This is a genomic window from Pseudomonas sp. PAMC 29040 (genome assembly GCF_003994535.1).
Classification (GTDB): domain Bacteria; phylum Pseudomonadota; class Gammaproteobacteria; order Pseudomonadales; family Pseudomonadaceae; genus Aquipseudomonas; species Aquipseudomonas paraversuta.
The window spans coordinates 591,252-614,882 of record NZ_RZAA01000001.1 but is presented as its reverse complement, the minus strand read 5'-3'; the positions used below and the strand labels follow the sequence as shown (position 1 = coordinate 614,882).

20 protein-coding genes and 1 riboswitch are annotated in these 23,631 nt (G+C 57.9%); of the genes, 7 read left to right on the top strand and 13 right to left on the bottom strand.

Features of this window, described 5'->3' with window-relative positions; genetic code table 11:
- Positions 1-89: 89 nt before the first annotated feature.
- The 4 genes from WG29040_RS02630 to WG29040_RS02615 form a co-directional block, all read right to left on the bottom strand.
- On the bottom strand, positions 90-857 hold the full coding sequence (locus WG29040_RS02630; RefSeq protein ID WP_010656621.1) for an SDR family oxidoreductase: 768 nt from the start codon (positions 855-857) through the stop codon (positions 90-92).
- A 24-nt stretch (positions 858-881) separates the two neighbouring features.
- Positions 882-1,949, bottom strand: coding sequence for a phosphotransferase family protein (locus WG29040_RS02625; protein ID WP_127195613.1), 1,068 nt, complete (start codon positions 1,947-1,949; stop codon positions 882-884).
- A gap of 198 nt (positions 1,950-2,147) precedes the next feature.
- The gene (locus WG29040_RS02620; RefSeq protein ID WP_003445138.1) at positions 2,148-2,462 is read right to left on the bottom strand and encodes an SCP2 sterol-binding domain-containing protein; all 315 of its coding nucleotides are present in this window, start codon (positions 2,460-2,462) and stop codon (positions 2,148-2,150) included.
- Positions 2,463-2,517: 55 nt separating this feature from the next.
- Complete coding sequence (locus WG29040_RS02615; RefSeq protein WP_127195612.1) at positions 2,518-3,228, bottom strand: histidine phosphatase family protein; 711 nt, start codon at positions 3,226-3,228, stop codon at positions 2,518-2,520.
- 207 nt (positions 3,229-3,435) lie between these two features.
- Here WG29040_RS02615 and sohB point away from each other — a divergent pair, with 207 nt between their 5' ends.
- Positions 3,436-4,458: a protease SohB gene (gene sohB, locus WG29040_RS02610; protein ID WP_003445142.1), complete on the top strand. Its 1,023-nt coding sequence runs from the start codon at positions 3,436-3,438 to the stop codon at positions 4,456-4,458.
- A gap of 92 nt (positions 4,459-4,550) precedes the next feature.
- Here sohB and WG29040_RS02605 read toward each other — a convergent pair whose 3' ends face one another.
- From WG29040_RS02605 to metH, 4 genes are all read right to left on the bottom strand, one after another.
- Entirely contained in the window at positions 4,551-5,045 is a 495-nt protein-coding gene (locus WG29040_RS02605) for a DUF934 domain-containing protein (RefSeq protein WP_003445144.1), read from the bottom strand.
- Complete coding sequence (locus WG29040_RS02600; protein WP_003445145.1) at positions 5,029-6,687, bottom strand: nitrite/sulfite reductase; 1,659 nt, start codon at positions 6,685-6,687, stop codon at positions 5,029-5,031. Before WG29040_RS02600 ends, WG29040_RS02605 begins: the two co-directional genes overlap by 17 nt.
- A gap of 355 nt (positions 6,688-7,042) precedes the next feature.
- Entirely contained in the window at positions 7,043-7,261 is a 219-nt protein-coding gene (locus WG29040_RS02595) for a DUF2970 domain-containing protein (protein WP_003445148.1), read from the bottom strand.
- 110 nt (positions 7,262-7,371) lie between these two features.
- Complete coding sequence (gene metH, locus WG29040_RS02590; RefSeq protein WP_060781776.1) at positions 7,372-11,082, bottom strand: methionine synthase; 3,711 nt, start codon at positions 11,080-11,082, stop codon at positions 7,372-7,374.
- A gap of 153 nt (positions 11,083-11,235) precedes the next feature.
- Between metH and WG29040_RS02585 the strand changes: the two genes are divergently transcribed.
- Together WG29040_RS02585 and nfuA are read left to right on the top strand one after the other, a co-directional pair.
- Positions 11,236-13,533 (top strand): fatty acid cis/trans isomerase, encoded by a 2,298-nt coding sequence (locus WG29040_RS02585; RefSeq protein ID WP_127195611.1) that lies wholly within the window; start codon positions 11,236-11,238, stop codon positions 13,531-13,533.
- A gap of 111 nt (positions 13,534-13,644) precedes the next feature.
- Positions 13,645-14,229: a Fe-S biogenesis protein NfuA gene (nfuA, locus tag WG29040_RS02580; protein ID WP_003445154.1), complete on the top strand. Its 585-nt coding sequence runs from the start codon at positions 13,645-13,647 to the stop codon at positions 14,227-14,229.
- 96 nt (positions 14,230-14,325) lie between these two features.
- Here nfuA and cobM read toward each other — a convergent pair whose 3' ends face one another.
- From cobM to WG29040_RS02555, 5 genes are all read right to left on the bottom strand, one after another.
- Entirely contained in the window at positions 14,326-15,072 is a 747-nt protein-coding gene (gene cobM, locus WG29040_RS02575) for a precorrin-4 C(11)-methyltransferase (protein WP_003445156.1), read from the bottom strand.
- A 76-nt stretch (positions 15,073-15,148) separates the two neighbouring features.
- Entirely contained in the window at positions 15,149-15,562 is a 414-nt protein-coding gene (locus WG29040_RS02570; protein ID WP_127195610.1) for a cobalamin biosynthesis protein, read from the bottom strand.
- Positions 15,559-16,260 (bottom strand): CbtA family protein, encoded by a 702-nt coding sequence (locus WG29040_RS02565; RefSeq protein WP_003445160.1) that lies wholly within the window; start codon positions 16,258-16,260, stop codon positions 15,559-15,561. The genes WG29040_RS02570 and WG29040_RS02565 overlap by 4 nt, the downstream gene beginning before the upstream one ends.
- Before the next feature lie 11 nt (positions 16,261-16,271).
- Positions 16,272-16,460: a CbtB domain-containing protein gene (locus tag WG29040_RS02560; protein ID WP_003445163.1), complete on the bottom strand. Its 189-nt coding sequence runs from the start codon at positions 16,458-16,460 to the stop codon at positions 16,272-16,274.
- Positions 16,461-16,555: 95 nt separating this feature from the next.
- A riboswitch (cobalamin riboswitch) is annotated at positions 16,556-16,771 on the bottom strand.
- A 66-nt stretch (positions 16,772-16,837) separates the two neighbouring features.
- Positions 16,838-17,200, bottom strand: a complete 363-nt coding sequence (locus tag WG29040_RS02555; RefSeq protein ID WP_003445165.1) for a response regulator — start codon at positions 17,198-17,200, stop codon at positions 16,838-16,840.
- A gap of 257 nt (positions 17,201-17,457) precedes the next feature.
- On the opposite strand from WG29040_RS02555, the gene WG29040_RS02550 reads away from it, so the two are divergent.
- The 4 genes from WG29040_RS02550 to WG29040_RS02535 are packed head-to-tail and all read left to right on the top strand — an operon-like array spanning position 17,458 to position 23,560.
- Positions 17,458-20,955, top strand: coding sequence for a response regulator (locus tag WG29040_RS02550; RefSeq protein WP_127195609.1), 3,498 nt, complete (start codon positions 17,458-17,460; stop codon positions 20,953-20,955).
- Positions 20,956-21,780, top strand: a complete 825-nt coding sequence (locus tag WG29040_RS02545; RefSeq protein WP_127195608.1) for a protein-glutamate O-methyltransferase CheR — start codon at positions 20,956-20,958, stop codon at positions 21,778-21,780. It begins immediately after the preceding gene.
- The gene (locus tag WG29040_RS02540) at positions 21,777-22,382 is read left to right on the top strand and encodes a chemotaxis protein CheB (protein WP_165878341.1); all 606 of its coding nucleotides are present in this window, start codon (positions 21,777-21,779) and stop codon (positions 22,380-22,382) included. Before WG29040_RS02545 ends, WG29040_RS02540 begins: the two co-directional genes overlap by 4 nt.
- Positions 22,379-23,560, top strand: coding sequence for a hybrid sensor histidine kinase/response regulator (locus WG29040_RS02535; RefSeq protein WP_177412915.1), 1,182 nt, complete (start codon positions 22,379-22,381; stop codon positions 23,558-23,560). Before WG29040_RS02540 ends, WG29040_RS02535 begins: the two co-directional genes overlap by 4 nt.
- Positions 23,561-23,631 lie beyond the last annotated feature (71 nt).

Sequence of the window (23,631 nt, the reverse complement as noted above, 5' to 3'; positions counted from 1 at the left end):
GCCAGGTTCTGTAGGAGCGAGCTTTTTAAAACCGCCAACAGCTCGCGAGACGAGCTCGCTCCTACAGGGGGGCTGGGCTTTGGTCTGGGTTATGAGAGGTATCCGCCGTCGACGTTTAACGAAACGCCAGTGGTGTAGGTCGAGGCGTCGCTGGCCAAATACAGCACTGCACCGGCCATTTCTTCGGGCCGGGCCACGCGTTTCAACGGGATCTGTTGCAGTGCGGTCTTGAGGATGGCGTCGTTGCTGACCAGCGCCGATGCAAATTTGGTATCGGTCAGGCCCGGGAGCAGGGCGTTGCAGCGTATCCCGTACTCGGCGCACTCCTTGGCAAATACCTTGGTCATGTTGATCACCGCGGCCTTGGTCATCGAGTAGACCCCCTGGAACACGCCGGGCGATACGCCGTTGATCGAAGCCACGTTGATGATGCTGCCGCCGCCGTGGTCGCGCATCAGTTTGCCGGCTTCTACCGACATGAAGAAGTAACCGCGAATGTTCACGTCCACGGTTTTCTGGAACGCACTCAGGTCCGTGTCCAGGACGTTGCAGAACTGCGGGTTGGTCGCCGCGTTGTTGACCAGGATATCGATGTGGCCAAATTCTTCGCGAATGCGGGCAAAAGTCCGGGTGATCTGCTCCATTTCGCCGATATGACAGGCGATGGCAGTGGCCTTGCCGCCTTCGGCGATGATCCCGTCAACCACCGGCTGGCAGCCTTCAAGCCTGCGGCTGGACACAATTACATGGGCGCCCTGTTGGGCCAGCAGCCTGGCGATGGCTTCACCAATGCCGCGACTGGCACCGGAAACAAAGGCAATTTTTCCATCAAGGTTGAACAGTTGAGTCCTGGACATGTTGATTCCCTGGTTGTCGCGGGTTTAGAGGCTGGATGTGCGGATGAGCTTGAGGCTCATCTGCTCGAGCAGCGCATTCATCTGCACAAAGGATGCGAAGCGCTTGTCCTGCGTCTGGCCGTGGTAATAGCGGTAATAGATCTGCTGGACAATACCCGCCAGACGGAACAGTCCGTAGGCGTAGTAAAAATCGTAATTGTCTATCTGAATGCCCGAACGCTCGGCGTAGTAATCGACGAATTGGCGGCGGGTCAACATGCCCGGGGCGTTGCTGGGCTGGCGCCGCATCAGTTGTACCGGTGCCGGGTCGTTGGCTTCAATCCAGTAGGCCAGGGTGTTGCCCAGATCCATCAGGGGGTCACCGAGGGTGGTCAGTTCCCAGTCCAGGACGCCGATGATTTGCATCGGGTTGGAGGGGGCGAGGATCACATTGTCGAAGCGGTAGTCGTTATGCACGATGGCCGGGGTCGGGTGGTCAGCCGGCATTTTGTTCTGCAGCCACTGTTTTACTGCTTCCCAGCGCGGGGCATCCGGGGTCAGGGCCTTTTCGTAACGTTCACTCCAGCCGCTGATCTGGCGTTGCACATAGCCTTGGGGCTTGCCCAGGTCGCCCAGCCCGCAGGCGTTGTAGTCGACCTGATGCAGTTGCACCAGCTTGTCGATAAAGCTGTGGCACAGGGTTTGTGTGGTGGCGGCAGTCAGCCCCAGTTCATCGGGTATGTCCGAGCGCAGGATGATGCCCTTGACCCGCTCCATCACGTAGAACTCCGAGCCGATCAGGCTTTGGTCGGTGCAGTGGGCATAGGCTTTGGGGCAGTAAGCAAAGGCGTCCTTGAGCTGATTGAGAATGCGGAACTCGCGGCCCATGTCGTGGGCTGATTTGGCTTTGTGGCCAAAGGGCGGGCGGCGCAGTACCAGCTCCCGGTCGGGGTATTCAATCAAATAGGTGAGGTTGGACGCGCCGCCCGGGAACTGGCTGACCACGGGGTGCCCCGCAAGCCCGGGGACATGAGCCTTGAGGTAAGGATCGATGCGGCTGATGTCGAGTTCTTCACCCGCGCGGATGCGGGTCGACGAGTCGGTAAGCGCCATGTTTATCTCTTCTGCTTATATTTGTGGCTGGGCAACATTCGCTAATCTAATGGGCGCCCGGGCCCGGGACAAGGCGGGGATGGCCTTAATAGGTGCGGGTGTTAGTGAGCGATCAGCGTGATGGATAAGCGTTGAGTGAAGCACAGGCGAAAAAAAACCGAAGCGCGTGGTCTTCGGTTTTTCGGTGTTGCGTGTGGCTTACGAAGGGAACAGTTCGCTCAGCTTCATGGCCAGCATCATGTCGCCTTCAGCGCGCAGTTTGCCGCCCATGAACGCCTGCATGCCATCGGTTTCGCCGCTGACGATGCCTTCCAGGGTTTCGCCGTCCATGACCAGCGTTACCTGTGCGTCCGGGTTCTCGCCTTCCTGGAGTTCGCAAGTGCTGTCTTTAATGATCAGCGAGAAGTTTTTGGTGTCATCAATGCGAAAACCGAATACCAGGTCCAGACCGGCAGCAGCGGCTGGGTTGAATTTGGCTTTCATTGCTTGAACGGCATCAGCTACAGAAGTCATGGTTCGATCCTTTTAGGTTGGGTTACTGCGACCCTCAGGTCGCGGTTGCCGACGCTCAACGATAGGTGATGAGTGACGGCGTCTTCAACAGTTGCAGATGCACCTGGCTGTTGAAGGAAGCCAGAATGACCTCGCGGCCATGGAACTTGAGCTGGCTGAGCGAGGTGTTAGCAATTTGCCAGGTCAGCTTGAAGGCGTCGCTGGCCGGAATCTGGGTCAGTATGTGCAGCAAGGCAGTGATGGTGCCGCCGGAGGTGAACACGGCGATGCTCTGGTCGTTGCGGGCCAGGTCGAGAATCCGGTTCAGGCCTGCCTGAACCCGTTCAACGAAGCCCAGCCAGGTTTCCAGCCCGGGAGTGTCATAGGTACCGCTGAGCCAGCGCGCGATGATCAGTTCAAAGATACGCTGGAACTCTGCCGGGTTGTGGGCGGCATTGTTCATGGCTGTTATGGCGTCAGGTTCATCTGGCAACAGGCCAGGAAGCAGGGCACCGAGCACGGCGAAAGCATCAAATTCGTTGAAGGCAGAGTCAATGTCATGGGCGGGAACGGGCAACCCGGCAGCCGTGAACTGTGCCAGTGCATGGCGAGCGGTGTCTTGCTGGCGCAGCAGGTCGCCGGAGATGCAGCGATCAAAGCGCAGATCCAGATCAACCAGATGCTGGCCCACGATCTCTGCCTGGCGCACACCCAGGGACGACAGCATGTCGTAGTCGTCGGCGCCAAACGAGGCCTGGCCATGTCTTATCAAGTAGATGCTGCCCACTTTCGCGTCATCCCGCTCGGTTGAAAGTCTGGCGAGGTTAGGAGGAAGGCAGGAACCTGTCAATGAAAAAACATACGCTCGTTTGAATCGCCTGTATGGGCCTGCCGACAAGGCTGTATCGCGGCTGGCAGGGCGAGGGTCACGCCGGTATGCTGGGGGCATTACGCGGCCCTGACCCGAGGGTCGCATGCTAATTAAGGAGAGTCTGTGGAATTTTTTGCCGATTACGCCAGTTTTCTGGCCAAGACCGTGACCCTGGTGATTGCCATTGTGGTAGTGCTGGTGGTGATTGCGGCATTGCGCGGCAAAGGTCGCCGCCGCTCTGCAGGGCAGTTGCAGGTCAACAAGATGAACGAGTTTTATAAAGGACTGCGGGACACGCTGGAGCAGTCGTTGTTGCCCAAGGATCAGCTCAAGTCGCTGCGTAAACAGCAGGCCAAAACCGACAAGAAGTTGAAAAAGCAGCCTGAAGAAAAACCTCGGGTGTTCGTGCTGGATTTCGACGGCGATATCAAGGCATCGGCCACTGAAAGCCTGCGTCACGAAATCACTGCTCTGCTGGCCCTGGCTACCCCTGCCGATGAGGTGGTACTGCGTCTGGAAAGTGGTGGCGGCATGGTTCACAGCTACGGCCTGGCGTCGTCGCAACTGGCGCGTATTCGTCAGGCGGGGATTCCGTTGACCATCTGTATCGACAAGGTCGCGGCAAGCGGCGGCTATATGATGGCGTGTATCGGTCAGAAAATTATCAGCGCGCCCTTTGCGATTTTGGGTTCGATCGGGGTTGTGGCGCAGTTGCCCAACGTCAATCGCCTGCTGAAAAAGCACGACATCGATTACGAAGTGCTGACCGCCGGCGAGTACAAACGCACTCTGACCGTGTTTGGCGAAAACACTGAAAAGGGCCGGGAGAAGTTCCAGCAGGATCTGGACATCACCCATCAGCTGTTCAAGAACTTTGTCGCCAAGTATCGCCCGCAGCTGGCGATCGATGAAGTGGCCACCGGTGAAGTCTGGCTGGGGGTTGCTGCAGTCGACAAGCTGCTGGTGGATGAACTTAAAACCAGCGACGAGTATTTGTCGGAGCGTGCCAGGGACGCTCATCTTTACCACTTGCACTATGCACAGCGTAAAAGCTTGCAGGAGCGCGTTGGCCTGGCGGCCAGCAGTTCGGCAGAGCGGGTGGTTGACTCTCTGTGGAGCCGTTTGACGCAGCAGCGTTTCTGGTAAAGCTGCTGTCTTTGGGCACTCTTTGAGCCACGCAAGGGCTCAGGAGTGGCCCGTGTCACAGGCATGCCATGTGACACGGGTTCCTCAGATGATTAACGACGTCGGAACAGCGGCATCGGTTCATCTGTAGAAGACTGATAGGTGACTGAAAAGTCTTTCAGGCCCTGCAGTGCTTCATAGGGGTCTTTGTCGGCACGGATGGCAAATGCATCGAAGCCACAGCGGTGCAGGTAAAACAGCTGGTCGCGCAGAACATCGCCAATCGCGCGCAATTCGCCTTTGTAACCATAACGGTCACGCAGCAAGCGGGCGTTGGAATAGCTGCGACCATCGGTGAAAGCGGGGAAGTTCAGGGCAATGACCTGGAAATTCGCCGCGTCATCGCCCAGTTCCTCGGCTTCCTCATCGCTGTCCAGCCACACACCCAGGCCGCCATCACGGGCCTTGAGTGCCGGGCCATGTTCGCGCCACAGCGCCAGCGGCACGATCAGGTCGTCGCAGTTGGAGATGTCATCAAAGCTGACGTCCTTTGGCAGCAAGTGCCAGGTTTCGTCGATCACTTCGTTGTTTTTAATTATTCGCTGCATAGACGCGCTCCTTGAAAGGGTCGATGCCGATACGTTGGTAGGTGTCGATGAAGCGCTCATCTTCGGTACGTCTTTCAACGTACACATCGATCAGCTTTTCGATCACGTCCGGCATGGCGTCCTGGGCGAACGAGGGGCCGAGAATCTTGCCCAGGCTGGCATCGCGGCTGGCGCTGCCACCCAGGGAGACCTGGTAGAACTCGGCGCCTTTTTTGTCGACGCCCAGAATCCCGATGTGACCGACGTGGTGGTGACCACAGGCGTTCATGCAACCGGAGATGTTGAGGTCAAGCTCGCCGATGTCGAACAGGTAATCCAGGTTGTCAAAGCGACGCTGGATCGATTCTGCAATCGGGATCGACTTGGCGTTGGCCAGGGAGCAGAAGTCGCCGCCCGGGCAGCAGATCATGTCGGTCAGCAAGCCAATATTAGGGGTGGCGAAGCCTTGTTCACGCAGCTCGCCCCACATGGCGAACAACTGGTTTTCTTCGACGTCGGCCAGGATGATGTTCTGTTCGTGGGAAGTACGCAGTTGACCGAAGCTGTAGCGATCAGCCATGTCGGCGATGCCATCCCACTGCTTGTCCGTCACGTCGCCCGGCGCTACGCCTGTAGGCTTGAGCGACAGGGTAACGGCGACATAGCCCGGCTTCTTGTGGGCCAGGGTGTTGCGGGTACGCCAGCGGGCGAAACCCGGGTGCTGCTGGTCGAGTTCAGCCAGTTCGGCGCTGAAGTCGGGCAGTACTTTGTAGTCAGGGTCGACGAAGTGCCTGGCGATGCGCTGGACTTCAGCCTCGGTCAGGGTATTGGAACCACCGCGCAGGTGAACCATCTCGGCTTCAACGCGTTCGGCGAACACTTCCGGGGTCAGGGCTTTGACCAGGATCTTGATCCGGGCCTTGTACTTGTTGTCACGACGGCCGTAGCGGTTGTAAACCCGCAGGATGGCTTCGAGGTAGCTCAGCAAGTCTTGCCACGGCAAGAATTCATTGATGAAGGCGCCGATCACCGGAGTACGGCCCAGACCGCCGCCCACCAGCACGCGGAAGCCCAGTTCACCGGCGTCGTTGAACACCGGCTCGAGGCCGATATCGTGGACTTCAATGGCGGCACGGTCAGAGGCCGAACCATTGATGGCGATTTTGAATTTGCGCGGCAGGTAAGCGAATTCCGGGTGGAACGTGGTCCATTGACGAACGATCTCGCACCAAGGGCGCGAATCGATCAGTTCATCGGCAGCCACACCGGCAAACTGGTCGGTGGTGACGTTGCGCAGGCAGTTGCCGCTGGTTTGAATGGCGTGCATTTGCACTGTCGCCAGTTCTTGCAGAATGTCCGGCACGTCTTCCAGCGCCGGCCAGTTGAATTGCACGTTCTGGCGGGTACTGATGTGGGCATAGCCCTTGTCATAGTCGCGGGCAATCTTGGCCATCATTCGCGCTTGACGCGAAGTCAGCTGGCCATAGGGCACGGCGACCCGCAACATCGGGGCAAAACGCTGGACATAAAGGCCATTTTGCAGGCGCAGGGGGCGGAACTCTTCTTCGCTCAGCTCACCTGCCAGATAGCGTCGGGTCTGATCCCGGAACTGCTTGACGCGGTCCTCGATGATCCGCTGATCGTACTCGTCATATACGTACATATAGGTCCTGTTCTCAGGCTGCTAACAGCTTATCTGCGCGCACGGCCGCGCACTCCCCAAGGAGCAAGGCACGATACCAGCTTGTAGTTATGCGCAAAAGTGATGTTTAAGCATATGCAAAGAACCAAAACGACTATAAGAGTCTGATTCTCAATGCCTTACTTGTGGGAAGGGCATTACTGAACTTAACTGAGCGCAAGTCTTCAAGCATTCACCCATAAAACCGAAAAAAGGCGATGCGATGAGTACTCCAGTCAAAGTGCGTAAAAGCGACAGCAAGGTCGATGCATGGGCCATTTTCTTTCTTGTCATCCTGGTGGTCTCAACGGCCGTCTTCTGGGTGAGTCACCAGTAATCAAACCCCGGCCAGATACAGCACCAGCTTGACGATGCCGAACAGGGTGAGCGCAAAACACAGGGTAAACAGCAGGCCCAGGATCAGAAACTGAGCGGGTTTGCCGTGGGTGAAATCGCGAGAGCGGTTTTTTGCGCTTTGCACGCCAAAGGCTGCAGCCAATACGCTGTGCAACACTTGCCATAAGGTAGGCGGCTTGTTGTTGGCTGGATCGTCCATATATCCCCCCACTATTGAGTTGCTGTGAACACAGCATAGTTCAAGGGATGCATACCACTTGACTGCAGGAGCGAGCTTTAACGGCTCGCTCCTGTAGAGGCAGAGGTTGTTTAGTTGTCGTAGCCCAGGTTCGGCGCCAGCCAGCGCTCCGTCACGCTCAGGTCCTGACCTTTACGCGCCGTATAGCTTTCAATCTGGTCCTTGTCGACCTTGCCCACGGCAAAGTACTGCGCCTGCGGGTGAGCAAAGTACCAGCCGCTGACCGCCGCCGCCGGGAACATGGCGTAGTGCTCGGTCAGGAATACACCGCTCTGACCTGCGCGCATCTCTTGTGCTTCAGGGTCCAGCAGGGCAAACAGGGTGCCTTTTTCTGTGTGATCAGGGCAGGCCGGATAGCCCGGGGCAGGGCGGATACCGCTGTACTGCTCCTTGATCAGTTCGTCATTGGCCAGTTGTTCGTCCTTGGCGTACCCCCAGTATTTGGTCCGTACCTGCTGGTGCAGCCATTCGGCGCAGGCTTCGGCCAGACGGTCAGCCAGGGCCTTGACCATGATCGAGTTGTAATCGTCGCCCGCATCCTGATAGGCCTTGGCCACTTCTTCGGCACCAATACCGGCGGTGGTGATGAACCCCCCCACGTAATCGGTAACGCCGCTGTCTTTGGGCGCGACAAAGTCGGCCAGCGAGAAGTTCGGCTTGCCGTCGGTCTTGATGATTTGCTGGCGCAGGTGATGCAGTTTTGCCAATGGCTGGCCATCGTCGCCGTAGAGCTCCAGATCATCATCGTTGACCTGGTTGGCCGGCCAGAAACCAAACACTGCACGGGCGCTGATCAGCTTTTCATCGATCAGCTTGGCCAGCATTTCCTGAGCGTCGGCATACAGCGCGGTGGCCGCTTCACCGACCACTTCGTCGGTCAGGATGCGCGGGAACTTGCCTGCCAGATCCCAGGAAATAAAGAACGGCGTCCAGTCGATGTATTCGGCCAGCACTTTGAGGTCGATGTTGTCCAGCACCTTGGCCCCGGTAAACGTCGGCTTGACCGGCTGGTAGTCGCTCCAGTCGAACTGTGGCTTCTTGGCAATTGCAGCGGGGTAGCTCAGGCGCTCGGTACGGGCGCTGCGGTTCGCGGTGCGTTCACGCACTTCAATGTATTCGAGGCGGGTTTTCTCAACGAAACCGGGCTTCAGTTCCTTGGACAGCAACTGTGTCGCGACACCTACGGCGCGGGAGGCGTCGGTGACGTAAATCACCGCATCATTCTGATACTTGGGCTCGATCTTGACCGCCGTGTGAGCCTTGGAGGTGGTCGCGCCGCCAATCATCAGCGGCAGATGGAAGTCCTGGCGCTGCATCTCACGGGCCACGTGGACCATTTCATCCAGCGACGGTGTAATCAGGCCCGAGAGGCCGATGATGTCGCATTTCTGCTCCTTGGCCACCTGCAGGATTTTCTCTGCCGGCACCATCACCCCGAGGTCAACGATGTCGTAGCCATTACAGCCCAGGACCACGCCGACGATATTCTTGCCGATGTCGTGCACGTCGCCTTTAACCGTGGCCATCAGGATCTTGCCCTTGGCTTCCGGTTTGTCGCCCTTTTCCAGTTCAATAAAGGGAATCAGGTGCGCCACCGCCTGTTTCATCACGCGGGCGGATTTCACCACCTGGGGCAGGAACATTTTGCCGGCGCCAAACAGATCGCCAACGATATTCATGCCGGACATCAGCGGCCCTTCGATGACTTCGATCGGACGCTTGAACGACTGGCGCGATTCCTCGGTGTCTTCGACGATATGGGTGGTGATGCCCTTGACCAGCGCGTGCTCAAGACGCTTGTTGACTTCCCAGCCACGCCACTCTTCGGTTTCGGCCTCTTTGACGCTGCCGTCGCCCTTGTACTTGTCGGCAATGGCCAGCAGGTTGTCGGTGCCGTCCGGGGTGCGGTTGAGCACCACGTCTTCCACGGCGTCGCGCAATTCAGCCGGGATCTGGTCGTAGATCTCCAGCTGTCCGGCGTTGACGATACCCATGGTCAGGCCGTTGCGGATCGCATACAGCAAAAACACCGAGTGGATGGCTTCACGCACCGGGTTGTTGCCGCGGAACGAGAAGGACACGTTGGACACACCGCCGGAAGTCAGTGCATACGGCAGCTCGTCGCGGATGTAGGCACAGGCGTTGATAAAGTCCACAGCGTAGTTGTTGTGTTCTTCGATACCGGTGGCCACGGCAAAGATGTTCGGGTCGAAAATGATGTCTTGTGGCGGGAAGCCGACTTCATTGACCAGGATGTCGTAGGAGCGTTTGCAGATTTCTTTTTTGCGCGCTTCGGTGTCGGCCTGGCCGGCTTCGTCAAACGCCATCACCACCACGGCGGCGCCGTAGCGTTTGCACAGTTTGGCGTGATGGATGAACTGCTCCACGCCTTCTTTCATGCTGATGGAGTTGACGATGCCCTTGCCCTGAATGCACTTGAGGCCCGCTTCGATGACTTCCCACTTGGAGGAGTCGATCATGATCGGCACCCGGGAGATGTCCGGTTCACCGGCAATCAGGTTGAGGAAGGTCACCATCGCCTTCTTCGAGTCCAGCATGCCCTCGTCCATGTTGATGTCGATGATTTGCGCACCGGCTTCAACCTGCTGCAGCGCCACTTCCAGGGCTTCGGTGTAGTTGTCTTCACGGATCAGTCGGGCGAAGCGCGCAGAGCCGGTGATGTTGGTACGTTCGCCGACGTTGACGAACAGCGAGCTGCGATCGATGGTGAAGGGCTCAAGACCCGAAAGGCGGCAGGCTTTGGGAATGTCCGGGATCTGGCGCGGGGCGTAACCGGCCACGGCTTTGGCGATGGCTTCGATATGGCCCGGGGTGGTACCGCAGCAGCCACCGACAATGTTCAGGAAGCCGCTCTGGGCAAACTCTTCAATGACCTTGGCGGTTTCGGCCGGCAGTTCGTCGTATTCACCGAACTCGTTGGGCAGGCCTGCGTTGGGGTGAGCGGAAACATAGGTGTCGGCCTTGTTCGACAGCTCTTCGAGATACGGGCGCAACTCGCGGGCACCCAGGGCGCAGTTCAAACCGACCGAAATCGGCTTGGCATGGCTGATGGAGTTCCAGAATGCCTCGGTGGTCTGGCCGGACAGGGTACGCCCGGAAGCATCGGTGATGGTGCCGGAAATCATGATCGGCAGTTCGACACCCAGCTCTTCAAATACGCCCTGTACGGCAAAGATCGCGGCTTTGGCGTTGAGGGTGTCGAAAATGGTCTCGATCAGGATCAGGTCGGCACCGCCTTCGATCAGGCCTTTGGTGGCCTCGGTGTAGTTTTCCACCAGTTCATCGAAGGTCACGTTGCGATAGCCGGGGTTGTTCACGTCCGGCGACAGGGAACAGGTACGGCTGGTAGGGCCGAGCACGCCCGCGACAAAACGTGGTTTGTCCGGGGTTTCCAGGGTTTTGGCGTCGGCCACTTTGCGCGCCAGGCGTGCGCCTTCTACGTTCAGCTCGTAGGCCAGGGCCTGCATGCCGTAGTCGGCCTGGGATACCTGGGTTGCGTTGAAGGTGTTGGTTTCGAGAATATCGGCACCGGCATCCAGATACGCCTTCTCAATGGCCCCGATCACATCGGGGCGGCTGAGGATCAAAAGGTCGTTGTTGCCTTTGACATCACTCGGCCAGTCGGCGAAGCGTGTGCCACGATAGTCGTGTTCCTCTAGGCGGTAGCTTTGGATCATAGTGCCCATGCCGCCATCGAGAATCAGAATGCGCTCTTTGAGGGCTTGCTGAAGTGCTTGGAGACGAGCGCTGCGGTCAGACATAGGACTACCTGTAAGAGCCATGCAAAAGATGCGAAATCATAACAAACCTGCGTGGGATTTGAGCGTTCGCTAATTTACATGAATTTGATTCATGTTGGTGCGGGTGTTCCATGGGTAGAATTGCGACATCTATTGATATCAGGACAATGGCACATGTTTTTTCGCCTACTCGCCGGCGCCGTGACGCTGGTGGTGTGCAGTACAGCGCTGGGACAAACCCCGCTGGTAAGTCCGGCTATTTCCTATACCCGGGACATACAGCCGATCCTCACTGAGAAATGCGTTGCCTGTCACGCCTGCAACGATGCCGCCTGCCAGCTGAACCTTGGCAGCGCCGAAGGCTCGACCCGCGGAGCAAGCAAAGTCCCGGTGTACCAGGGCGACAGAACCACCGCCGTAGCCCCGACCCGGATCTTCTACGATGCCAGTGGCCCTATTGAATGGCGCAACAAGGGCTTTTACTCGGTTCTCGATGCCCAGGGCGCGCAAGCAGCATTAATGGCGCGGATGCTGGAACTGGGCCACAGCGCACCGCTGACCCCCAATGCCAAGTTGCCTGAAGAGATTGTGCTGGGCCTGAACCGTCAAAACGCCTGCCCGGCCCCGGGGGAGTTCAATGCCTATGCGCAAAAGCACCCCAGGGAAGGGATGCCGTTGGCCGTGACCGGGCTTACCGATCAGCAATATCAAACCGTGCAAACCTGGCTAGCCCAGGGTGCGCCGGTGGATCAAAACGCAATCCGGCCGAGCGTCGAGGAAGCGCAACAGATCGCCGAATGGGAAGAGTTGCTCAATCGCCCGGGTTCAACCGAAGCCCTGGTCGCGCGCTGGTTGTATGAGCATTTGTTTTTGGCCCACGCCTATTTCGATAACGGTGTGCCGGGGCATTACTTTCAATGGGTGCGCTCGCGTACGCCCAGCGGCGTGCCGGTTGACCTGATTGCCACACGCCGGCCGAATGACGATCCGGGCACTGAGTTTTTCTATCGCTTGATGCCGGTCCAGGGCGTGATCGTGCACAAGACCCACATCACCTACCCGATGGGCGCGCACAAGCTGGCACGGGTCAAACAGCTGTTCTACAGCGGTGACTGGCACGCCACCTCATTGCCGGGTTACGGGCCGCGCGGCCGGGCCAATCCATTTGAAACCTTCGAGGCCATTCCGGCAGTTGCGCGTTACCAGTTCATGCTCGATAACTCGGAATATTTCGTGCGCACCTTTATCCGCGGCCCGGTGTGCCGTGGGCAAATTGCCACGGACGTGATTCGCGACAACTTCTGGACCGTGTTCCAGGAGCCTGCCCACGATCGCTATGTCACCGATGCCGCTTATCGGGGCAAGGCCACGCCGTTGCTGGCGATGCCGGGGCAAATCGATGATGTGGGCAGTGTGATTTCGCTGTGGCACAACTATCGCGACAAGCGCAACGACTATGAGAAGTTGCGCCAACAAGCCTATGCCGAAATGACGCCGCCCAGCTGGTCGACCCTGTGGGCGGGCAACGACAACGCGTTGCTGACCATTTTCCGGCACTTTGACAGCGCCAGCGTGAGCAAGGGCCTGATCGGTGACGTGCCGCAAACCCTGTGGTTGTTCGACTACCCGTTGCTGGAGCGCACCTACTACCAGCTGGCAGTCAACTTCGATGTGTTCGGCAACGTCTCCCATCAGGCGCAGACGCGTTTGTACTTCGACCTCATCCGCAATGGTGCCGAGGTCAACTTCCTGCGTTTGATGCCGGCCGATTCCCGGGCGGGCATCTTGAGTGACTGGTACCAGAACAGCGGCAAGCTGAAGATGTGGCTCGACTATCAAAAAATCGATGCCGACACCCCGACGGGCATCAAGCTGGACCCGGTCGACCCCAAGCGCGATTTCGCGCTCAAATTGATCGAGCGCACAGGCACCCTCAATGCGCGGCCAGACCCGATCAACCGCTGCACCGGGGCGTACTGCTCACGGCCCGGCATCGCCCGGGAGTTCCAGTACGCAGAGCAATCCCTGAGCAGTTTGACCTCACGTCCTGCAGCGGGGCTGGCGGTGATCAACCAGTTGCCTGAAGCCACCATGCTGCGTATCGAGGGCGCCGACGGCAAGCGCGAGATGTACAGCATGCTGCGCAACCGCGCGCACACCAACGTGGCGTTCATGCTCGGTGAGGAATACCGGCTGCAACCGGGCCTGGATACCCTGACCATTTACCCCGGGGTACTCAGCAGCTATCCGAACTTTATGTTCAACATCCCGGCGGATGAGGTGCCAGCCTTTGTCAAGGCGATGGAGCAATGCAAGGATCAGTCGACCTTCGACACCATTGTCGAGCGCTGGGGGATACGTCGCAGCAATCCGCAGTTCTGGCATTACTTCCACGATATTGGCCAGTACATCAATGAAACCGACCCGGTAGAGGCGGGCGTGCTGGATATGAACCGTTACGAGAACCTGTAGTCGTACCGATTATTTTGAACTGGACGGGGCTGCTTTCCTGACAAAAATACTAGGACTTTGTCAGGCGCGCCGATTGGCGTAAACTGCCCCACATGTCTGCGAGGAGATTCCATGAGCGCCATAACGATTACCGACGCCGCCCACGATTACCTGGCTGATCTGCTATCCAAGCAGAACACCCCGGGTATCGGCATCCGCGTCTTCATCACCCAGCCCGGCACCCAGTACGCTGAAACCTGCATTGCCTACTGCAAGCCCAATGAAGTGAAACCCGAAGATACCGCACTGGGCCTGAAAACCTTCACGGCCTGGATTGACTCGGTCAGCGAACCGTTTCTTGACGATGCCGTGGTGGACTACGCCACCGATCGCATGGGCGGCCAGCTGACCATCAAGGCGCCAAACGCCAAGGTGCCAACAGTTAACGCCGATAGCCCGATCAACGAGCGTATCAACTACTACCTGCAGACCGAGATCAATCCCGGTCTGGCCAGCCACGGCGGTCAGGTCAGCCTGATTGAAGTGGTTGAAGACGGTATTGCGGTCCTCAAGTTCGGTGGCGGTTGCCAGGGCTGCGGCCAGGCAGACGTCACCCTGCGTGAAGGCATCGAGCGCACGCTGCTGGAGCGAGTGCCCGAGCTCAAAGGCGTACGTGATGTGACCGACCACTCGCAGAAAGAAAACGCCTACTACTGAGTCATCGGTAACAGGGTGTACGCTGCGTAGCTGATGAAAAAACGGTGCCCCGTGAGCACCGTTTTTTTATGTCCGGAATCTCTGGCAGCCAGGTATTTATGGGCGATATAGATGCGCATGCCCGGCACGGTACAGCGATGAATCGGAAAAACTGTCACTGGCCAGTACCCGGCCCACCAGAATCAGTGCCGTACGCTTGAAGCCCTTGGCCCGGACCTTGTCCAGAATGTCATCCAGGGTGCCTTGCACCCAGTCCTGGTCCGGCCAGCTGGCCCGGTGAATGACTGCAACAGGGCAGTCACTGCCGTAATGGGGGCGTAGCTCCTCGATGATTCGCTCAAGGTTCTTGACCCCCAAATGAATCGCCATGGTCGCCTTGTGTTGCGCCAGGCTCTCCAGCTCTTCGCCTGCAGGCATCCGGGTCTTGTCCGCGTAACGGGTCAGGATCACGGTTTGCGAGATGTCCGGCAGGGTCAGTTCTGCGCCTAAAATGGCAGCGCAGGCGGCTGTGGCGGTCACCCCCGGAATGATTTCAAATGCAATGCCCAGCTCGCGCAAACAGCGGATTTGCTCGCCAATGGCGCCATACAGGCTCGGATCACCCGAGTGCACGCGGGCCACATCCTGGCCTTTGGCATCGGCGGTCTTGATCAGGCTGATAATTTGCTCAAGGTGCAGCTCTGCACTGTTGATCACTTGCTCAGCCTGATGGCCTTCAAGGACTGCCTCCGGCACCAGTGAACCGGCGTAAATAATCACCGGGCAGCTGCGGATCAAGCGCTGGCCCTTGACGGTAATCAACTCTGGATCGCCGGGCCCGGCACCGATGAAATAAACAGTCATGGCAGTCTCTTGAAAGGGTCTGGATAGAGCTGTTCGTGAACAACGCTCATAGTGAAGCAGGGGATTATCGCGGGTTTTACCCGGCACAGGCCAATGCAAAGGTGGCCACAGACGAGTTCTGGCGTGTAATCAGCAGTCTGGCCGGCGCACCACCCAGCTGTTCGGCCAGGGCCAGTGCAGCACTTTCGGCCACGCCAAAGCAGCCGGTAAGGGCAAACGCCCGGGCTGACCGCTGACTCAATTGCGGCGCAAACGGGGCCAGTTGCTGCGCGCTTAGAACCTCATACGCAAGATTCAACTGCGCCGCCAACCGGATGAGTCCCGCCTCATCACGCTTGAGATCAATACTGGCCAGGGCGTGAACCGCCTGCAGAGCGATTCCCGCCTGGCTCAGGGATTGTTCAATCAGGGCCAGCAGGTCATCGACACTGCAACCCTGACGGCAGCCCAGGCCAATCACCAGGATTGGCGCGGTGCCGGCAGCAATCATGCCGAGTACTGAGCTTCAGGCTTGCGGCGGAACAACCAGGCGCTGATCACGCCCAATGCCAGCCAGAAGGCGAAGTTGGTCAGTTGCGAAGCGATCTTGAACTGCGCTTCCAGCTCTTGCGGAGCCAGGCTGGAATGCACCAGGGGCTGGGGCGCACCAAAAATATGCGGTACCAGCACAATCGCAACCCCCAGCACTTTCAGGGCCCAGTGCTTGCCAAACACTAACAGCGCGATGGCCACTGCAGTGGATGCGGCAGTGGTGACCCACCAGAGCTGGCGTTGCAGCAAATCGGCGGCGGCGGTGCCCGGCAACTCGGGCGGCAGGCCAAGGGTTGGCGCCAGGCAGAACACCGCATAGCCGGCCAGCCCCCACAGCAGGCCCTGGGAGGTGCGGGTCGGTGCGCGCAGGGTATACAGGCCCGCCAGCATCAGGGCAAAACCGACCGCCACCACAAGATTACCGCCCGTGGTCGACAGCACCCGCTGCCAACCGTCTTCAGGCTCCCAGGCTTCGTCGTCGTGGCTATGGCCGGCCATGCTGCCTGCGTCGTGCTCGTGCACTTCACTGGCGGCGGGTTTTTCGTAGGTTTCCGCCTGCAGAATCAGCGGGGCGACCCAAAAGCTTTGCAGCAGGGTGAGCAGCAAAGCGCCCAGCAAGCCGGTGAAGCCTGCGGTCTGAGCTATACGCTTAATCATGGCAGGCAACCTCAATGGCACGGAAAGGCTGAGCTATGACGGGTGTCATGGGCTGCATTGTGTACGGCTGCAATATGCGAGAAACCGGCGAAGTAGACGAGCAAAGCCCCCAGCACCGCAGCGCCGACGGCAGCAACGATACGTTGGCTTCGTGTGGCGCTGGTGGCAGCGGAGTGAGTACGGCTGGTGCTGATGGACATGGCGCTTCCCTCTGGTCAGACAGCGGGCACAAGAGCGCAAGAAAACCCCGCGAACGAAGCTCGCAGGGTTTAACAGCGCCCGCCCACCGCGGGTTTGTTATTGGTAATGACCAGGCCGGTCTCCGGGCTTGCGAGGGGCTCACGTGGTGTGGGCCTGCAAACATCTCCTTCCCATGCAGGGTGCACAGTGGTTGTGATGTTTCTCTCGCTTACCGTTGCGGGGGCAGCACCGGACTGGTCGGACAATTAACGCCTGACGCACCGGTTTCCCGTTTCACCCTGTGAAGGGCACCTGATACAAGATGTGTAGGAGAGCACAGCTACGCGGGAGCCGTCAAATCAGCTGCCCATGCAATGGATTGCCTGCAGAGTCAACTTCAGACGGCGAGGATGCTTTTGACCTTGTTGCGCAGTTGGTCGATGGAAAAGGGTTTGCCGATCACAAACATGCCGGCTGGTACATCGATGTTCTCGGCATAGCCGCTGGCAAACAGCACGGGTAACTGTGGTCGCAGCTCGCGGGCTTTATTGGCAAGGGTCTTGCCATCCATCCCCGGCATCCCCACATCGCTCATCAGCAAATCGATCCTGTTGCCCCGGTCTTCGAGCAGTTCCATGGCGCTCTCGCCATCCTCGGCTTCGAGCACGTTGAATTTCAACTCTTCCAGTACGTCAACGATCAACATACGAACAATGGCGTCGTCTTCGACCACCAGAATGGTAGAGGGTGTTGCAGACATAATGGTTATCCCGAATGAAATTGAGCGCGGGTGGGGGCAAACCTGAATTTGCTTGCTCTATCAGTAAGCTGGAACCCCAACCTAGTTCCGCCGTTGTACAAAAAAAATGCCTGTACAAGTTTTGTTAGGATAGCTGTTGCAAGCAGCTAAATCCTTTTTCACTGTAGGAATTGGCTACCACTTCATAAGAAAAATAGAATTTTTACTCGAGAATCCGTCAAACTCTCAATTTTGACCACCGTACACGGGACTGAAATATGAATGCACCAGCTTCGGTAGATGAGCAGAGCTTTCGCAAGCTCCTGAGCCGCAACGTCGGTTTGCCCTTGGGTGTGGGTGTGCTCAGCGCCGTGTTGTTTGTAGCCATGATCAGCTACCTGCTGTCGGTCATTCAGTGGGTCGAGCACACCGACCGGGTGATTAACAACGCCAACGAGGCGGTGAAGCTGTCAGTGGATCTTGAAACCGGCATGCGTGGCTTCCTGATTACCGGTGATGAGCATTTTCTTGACCCCTATGAAGTGGCAAAGCCGCAAATCATGGCCCAACTCAACGGGCTGAAAGAGCTGGTCGGCGACAACCCGCAGCAAATTGATCGCCTCAAGCGTCTCGAAGCCCTGCAATCCGACTGGAGTAACTATGCCCAGTCGATGATCGATATGCGCCGCCAGAGCGGCGACTACAGGGCGGCAGTGCAGGCCGGACGTGGCAAGCGCCTGAGCGATGAAATCCGCAAGGAATTCGAAGACTTCGTTGCCATGGAGCAGCAACTGCGAGTTGCCCGCAATGAAGATGTGAGTAAAACCACCCTCGTCAGTATTGGCCTTTATCTGGTGTTTGTACTCGGCCTGAGTGGTTTTCTGGCCTACAGAGGTCGTCGTGATTTGCTCGATCTTTCAAAGAGTTACAGCGACAACCTCGAGCTACAAATTAAGACTGCGCAGCGCCTGGAACAGCAGGCCTGGTTGCGTAACGGTCAAACCGAACTGGCGGAGCAGGTATTGGGCCGGCTGACCCTGAATATGCTGGGGCGCAACATTCTGCAATTTTGCGCCCAGTATCTCGGCACAGTGGTTGCCGCCGTGTATGTGCGGGAAGACCACGGCGGCCTCAAACGGGTGGCCAGTTATGGTTTTTCCCGAGAGGAAGAAGCCCGGGATCAGTTGATACACAATGACGAAGGCCTGGTCGGGCAGGCGGCCCGGCAAGACCAGCTGATACGCCTGGACGATGTGCCCGAGGACTACTTCCTGAAAGTCAGCTCAGGTCTTGGGCAAGGCACCCCGCGCAGCGTGCTGGTGGTGCCTACCAGCGACGATGACCGGGTCAATGGCGTCATTGAACTGGGCTTCCTGCGGCCACTGACCGAGCGTGATGTCGAACTGTTTGAGTTGATTGCCGACAATATCGGCATGTCGATTGAAGCCGCCCGTTACCGTCAGCGCCTGCAGGAAGTGCTGGCCGAAACCCAGCAGCTCAACGAAGAGCTGCAAGTGCAGCAGGAAGAGCTGAAGACCGCGAACGAAGAGCTCGAAGAGCAATCGCAGATTCTCAAGGAATCCCAGACGCATCTTGAAACCCAGCAGGCGGAGCTTGAGCAAACCAACGAACAGCTGGCGGAACAGGCACTGGCCCTGGCCGGTCAGCGAGACGCGATGGACCTCAAGAATACCGAACTGAATCAGGCCCAGGTGCAGCTTGAAGAGCGCGCTCTGGAGCTGCAGCGCTCCAGCAAGTACAAGTCCGAGTTCCTCGCCAACATGTCCCATGAACTGCGGACCCCGCTCAACAGCTCGTTGATTCTGGCCAAGCTGCTCGCGGAAAACCCCCAGGAGAACCTGAGCGCCGAACAGGTCAAGTTCGCCGAGTCTATCTACTCGGCGGGCAATGACTTGCTCAACCTGATCAACGACATTCTGGATATCTCCAAAGTTGAGGCCGGCAAGCTCGAAGTGCGTCCCGAAAACACCAGTGTCAGCCGTGTAGTCGAAGGTTTGCGCGGTATGTTCGAGCCGCTGGCGGGGGACAAGTCCCTGCAGTTCCGGGTTGAGGTACAGCCCGGCACGCCGGCCATGATCTACACCGACAGCCAGCGTCTGGAGCAAGTGCTCAAAAACCTGTTGTCCAACGCGATCAAGTTCACCGGCAAGGGCCAGGTCAGCCTGACCGTGTCGGCTCTGCCGGATGCCGCCATAGCGTTCAGCGTCGCGGATTCCGGGATCGGGATCGCCGCCGAAGAGCTGGAAAGCATTTTCGAAGCCTTCCGCCAGGCCGATGGCACCACCAACCGTAGTTATGGCGGGACGGGGCTGGGCCTGTCGATTTCCCGGGATCTGGCGACATTGCTCGGTGGCTCCATCAGTGTCAGTAGCGTGCCGGGGCAGGGCAGCGTATTTACCCTGGTCATGCCCGAACAGTTTGTGGAAAACGCCGAGCCACCAGCCCGGGTGCCTGTCAGCGCTGTGGTGCCAGTGGTTGCTGTCGTACCCAAGCCAGCAGCGCCCGCGGCAATTGTTGCGCCCCTGCACATCCCGCGGTTCATGGATGACCGGGAAAAAGGTCCCTTTACCGGACGTTGCATCCTGGTGATCGAAGATGAGCCTAACTTTGCCGGTATCCTCTTCGATCTGGCGCATGAATTGGGGTATCACTGCCTGGTGGCCCACGGCGCAGATGAAGGCTTCAGTCTGGCGACACAATTTATCCCTGATGCGATTCTGCTGGATATGCGCCTGCCTGATCATTCCGGGCTGACGGTGCTGCAGCGCCTGAAGGCGCTGGCGCCGACCCGGCATATCCCGGTTCACGTCATATCCGTGGAAGATCGGGTCGAAGCTGCGATGCACATGGGCGCCGTGGGCTATGCGGTCAAGCCGACCAGCCGCGAAGAGCTCAAAAACGTATTCGCGCGCCTGGAAGCCAAGCTTACGCAGAAGGTGAAAAAGGTTCTGCTGGTGGAAGATGATGATTTGCAGCGCCACAGCATTGCCCGCCTGATCGGCGACGATGACATCGAAATCACCGCCGTAGGCTTCGCCCATGAGGCGCTTGAACTGCTGCGCAGCAACATCTATGACTGCATGATCATCGACCTCAAATTACCGGACATGCTGGGCAACGACCTGCTCAAGCGCATGTCTACCGAGGACATCTGCTCGTTCCCGCCGGTCATCGTCTATACCGGGCGCAACCTGACCCGGGATGAAGAGGCAGAGCTGCGCAAGTATTCCCGCTCGATCATCATCAAGGGCGCGCGTTCGCCGGAGCGTTTGCTCGATGAAGTGACATTGTTTTTGCACAAAGTTGAATCGCAGTTGTCCCATGAGCGGCAAAGCATGCTCAAGACCGCCCGTAGCCGCGACAGGGTGTTCGAAGGGCGCAAGATTTTGCTGGTGGATGACGATGTGCGCAACATCTTCGCCCTGACCAGTGCCCTTGAGCATAAGGGCGCTATCGTGGTCATTGGCCGTAATGGCCGTGAAGCCATCGAGCGTCTGAACGAGACCGATGATATCGATCTGGTATTGATGGACGTGATGATGCCGGAGATGGACGGCTACGAAGCCACCGTAGAAATTCGCAAGGACCCGCGCTGGCGCAAGCTGCCGATCATTGCAGTGACGGCCAAGGCAATGAAAGACGATCAGGATCGGTGCCTGCAGGCAGGCTCCAATGATTACCTGGCCAAACCTATTGATCTGGACCGACTCTTTTCGTTGATCCGTGTCTGGCTACCGAAAATGGAAAGACTCTAAGTGCCACAAACGCAACGAAACGACGACATAGAGTTACGCCTTCTGATCGAAGCGATCTATCTCAAATACAGCTATGACTTCCGCGACTACTCCGGCGCGTCCATCAAGCGCCGGGTGCATCATGCGTTGCGTCAGTTCGAATGCAATACCATATCGGCCCTTCAGGAACGGGTACTGCATGACCCGACGGCCTTTATGCAATTGCTGCAGTTCCTGACCATTCCGGTGAGCGAGATGTTTCGCGACCCGGAGCACTTTCTGGCCATCCGCCAGGAAGTGGTGCCGGTGCTCAAGACCTATCCCTCACTGAAAATCTGGATTGCAGGTTGCAGTACCGGAGAAGAGGTTTACTCGATGGCCATCTTGCTGCGTGAAGAGGGCCTGCTGGATCGCACCATCATCTACGCCACCGATATCAATCCGCGCTCCCTGGAAAAGGCCCGGCAAGGGATTTTCTCGTTGGAGAACGTTCGCGCCTATACCCAGAATTACCAAAAATCCGGGGGGCAGCGTTCGTTTGCCGAGTACTACACTGCCGCCTACGACTATGCGATTTTTGACAAGACACTGCGTGAAAACGTGACCTTTGCCGATCACAGCCTGGCGACCGACAGCGTATTTTCCGAAACCCATTTGATTTCGTGTCGCAACGTACTGATCTACTTTAATAAGAATCTTCAAAACAGAGCATTCGGATTGTTTCATGAGTCGCTGTGCCACCGTGGTTTCCTGATGTTGGGCAGCAAGGAAACCCTGGATTTTTCGGACTACAGTAAACAGTTTGCGCCCCTGCTCAAACAAGAACGGATCTACCGCAAGCTATGAATGACATAACCGTAGCGTCTTCGCCCTTGAGACCTGTGGATGCCGTGGTAGTCGGGGCATCGGCCGGGGGTGTTGAAGCCTTGTTGGCTATTTTTGAAGGCCTGGGCCCCGACTTCGGCCTGCCCATCATTGTGGTCCTGCACTTGCCCGATGTTCACCGTAGCCAGCTGGCCGAGGTGTTTGCCCGGCGTCTGGCGCTCAGGGTCAAGGAAGCGACCGACAAGGAACCGATAAGCCCGGGAACCGTGTATTTCGCGGCTCCCGGCTATCACCTGTCGGTGGAGGGCGACTATAGCTTCTCGTTCAGCCAGGAGGCGCGGGTGCATTACTCGCGGCCGGCGATCGATTACCTGTTTGAGTCGGCGGCCGATGCGTATCAACACCGGCTGGCCGCCATCTTACTGACGGGTGCCAATCAGGACGGCGCTCAGGGGCTGTACACCGTCAAACAGCGCGGCGGCGTGACCATTGTCCAGGACCCGCAAGAGGCCCTGGTTGCGACCATGCCCCAAGCGGCACTGGACCGGATAAAACCTGACTACATCCTCCCTTTGCGCGGCATCGGCCGTTTGCTATGCGAGCTGGAACGAATCGAATGCTGAAAAGTGATATTCAAGCCAAGTTGCTGATCGTTGATGATCTGCCGGAAAATTTGCTGGCGCTGGAAGCGTTGATCAAAGGCGAGGATCGCACCGTCTACAAAGCGTTGTCTGCGGACGAAGCATTGTCATTGTTGCTGCAGCATGAATTCGCCATCGCCATTCTGGATGTGCAAATGCCCGGCATGAACGGTTTTGAACTGGCCGAGTTGATGCGCGGTACGGAGAAAACCAAAAGTATCCCGATCGTCTTTGTCAGTGCCGCCGGGCGCGAGATGAACTACGCCTTCAAGGGCTATGAAAGCGGGGCCGTGGACTTTTTGCACAAACCGCTGGATATCCATGCGGTGAAGAGCAAGGTCAATGTGTTTGTCGACCTTTATCGCCAGCGCAAGGCGGTCAAGCAGCAGGTCGAAGCCCTTGAGCAAAGCCGCCGCGAGCAGGAAGTATTGCTGGCACAGTTGCAACTGACCCAGGTCGAGCTCGAACATGCAGTGCGCATGCGCGACGACTTCATGTCGATTGTCTCCCATGAGGTACGCACGCCGCTTAACGGGCTGATCCTGGAAACCCAGCTGCGCAAGATGCACCTGGCCCGCGACAACGCGTCAGCCTTTACGCTGGACAAGATGAAGGCCATGGTCGAGCGCGATGAGCGTCAGATCCAGAGCCTGATCCGTCTCATCGAGGACATGCTTGACGTGTCGCGCATCCGCACCGGAAAACTGTCGATCCGGCCGTCAGAATTTGATTTGTCAGCCGCGGTGGGCAATTTGCTGGAAAGCTTTGCTGCGCAAATCAGCGCGGCGGGTTCGAGCGTCAACTACAGCTCAGAGCAGCCGGTGGTCGGGCAGTGGGACGAGTTCAGAATTGAACAGGTGGTCTCCAATTTACTGACCAATGCCCTGCGTTATGGGGCCAAAAAACCGATTGATGTATCTGTGTATACCCGCAGTGCCTGGGCCGTGATCGAAGTCAGTGACCATGGCATTGGCATCAGCGAAGAAAACCAGCAGCGGATTTTCCACCAGTTTGAGCGCATAGCCGGCAGTCACGTGGTTACCGGCCTTGGCTTGGGGCTGTACATCTCGGAGCAGATCGTTGCCGCCCACGACGGGCAAATCTCGGTTCACAGTGCATTGGGTGAAGGTGCCACGTTCAGGGTTTGTCTGCCTCTGTAACAAAAGACTTGAATTAGCCGCAACCTATGGCGTGGCCTGCGGTCGAAATTGCAGCAATTGCCCGGAATAAG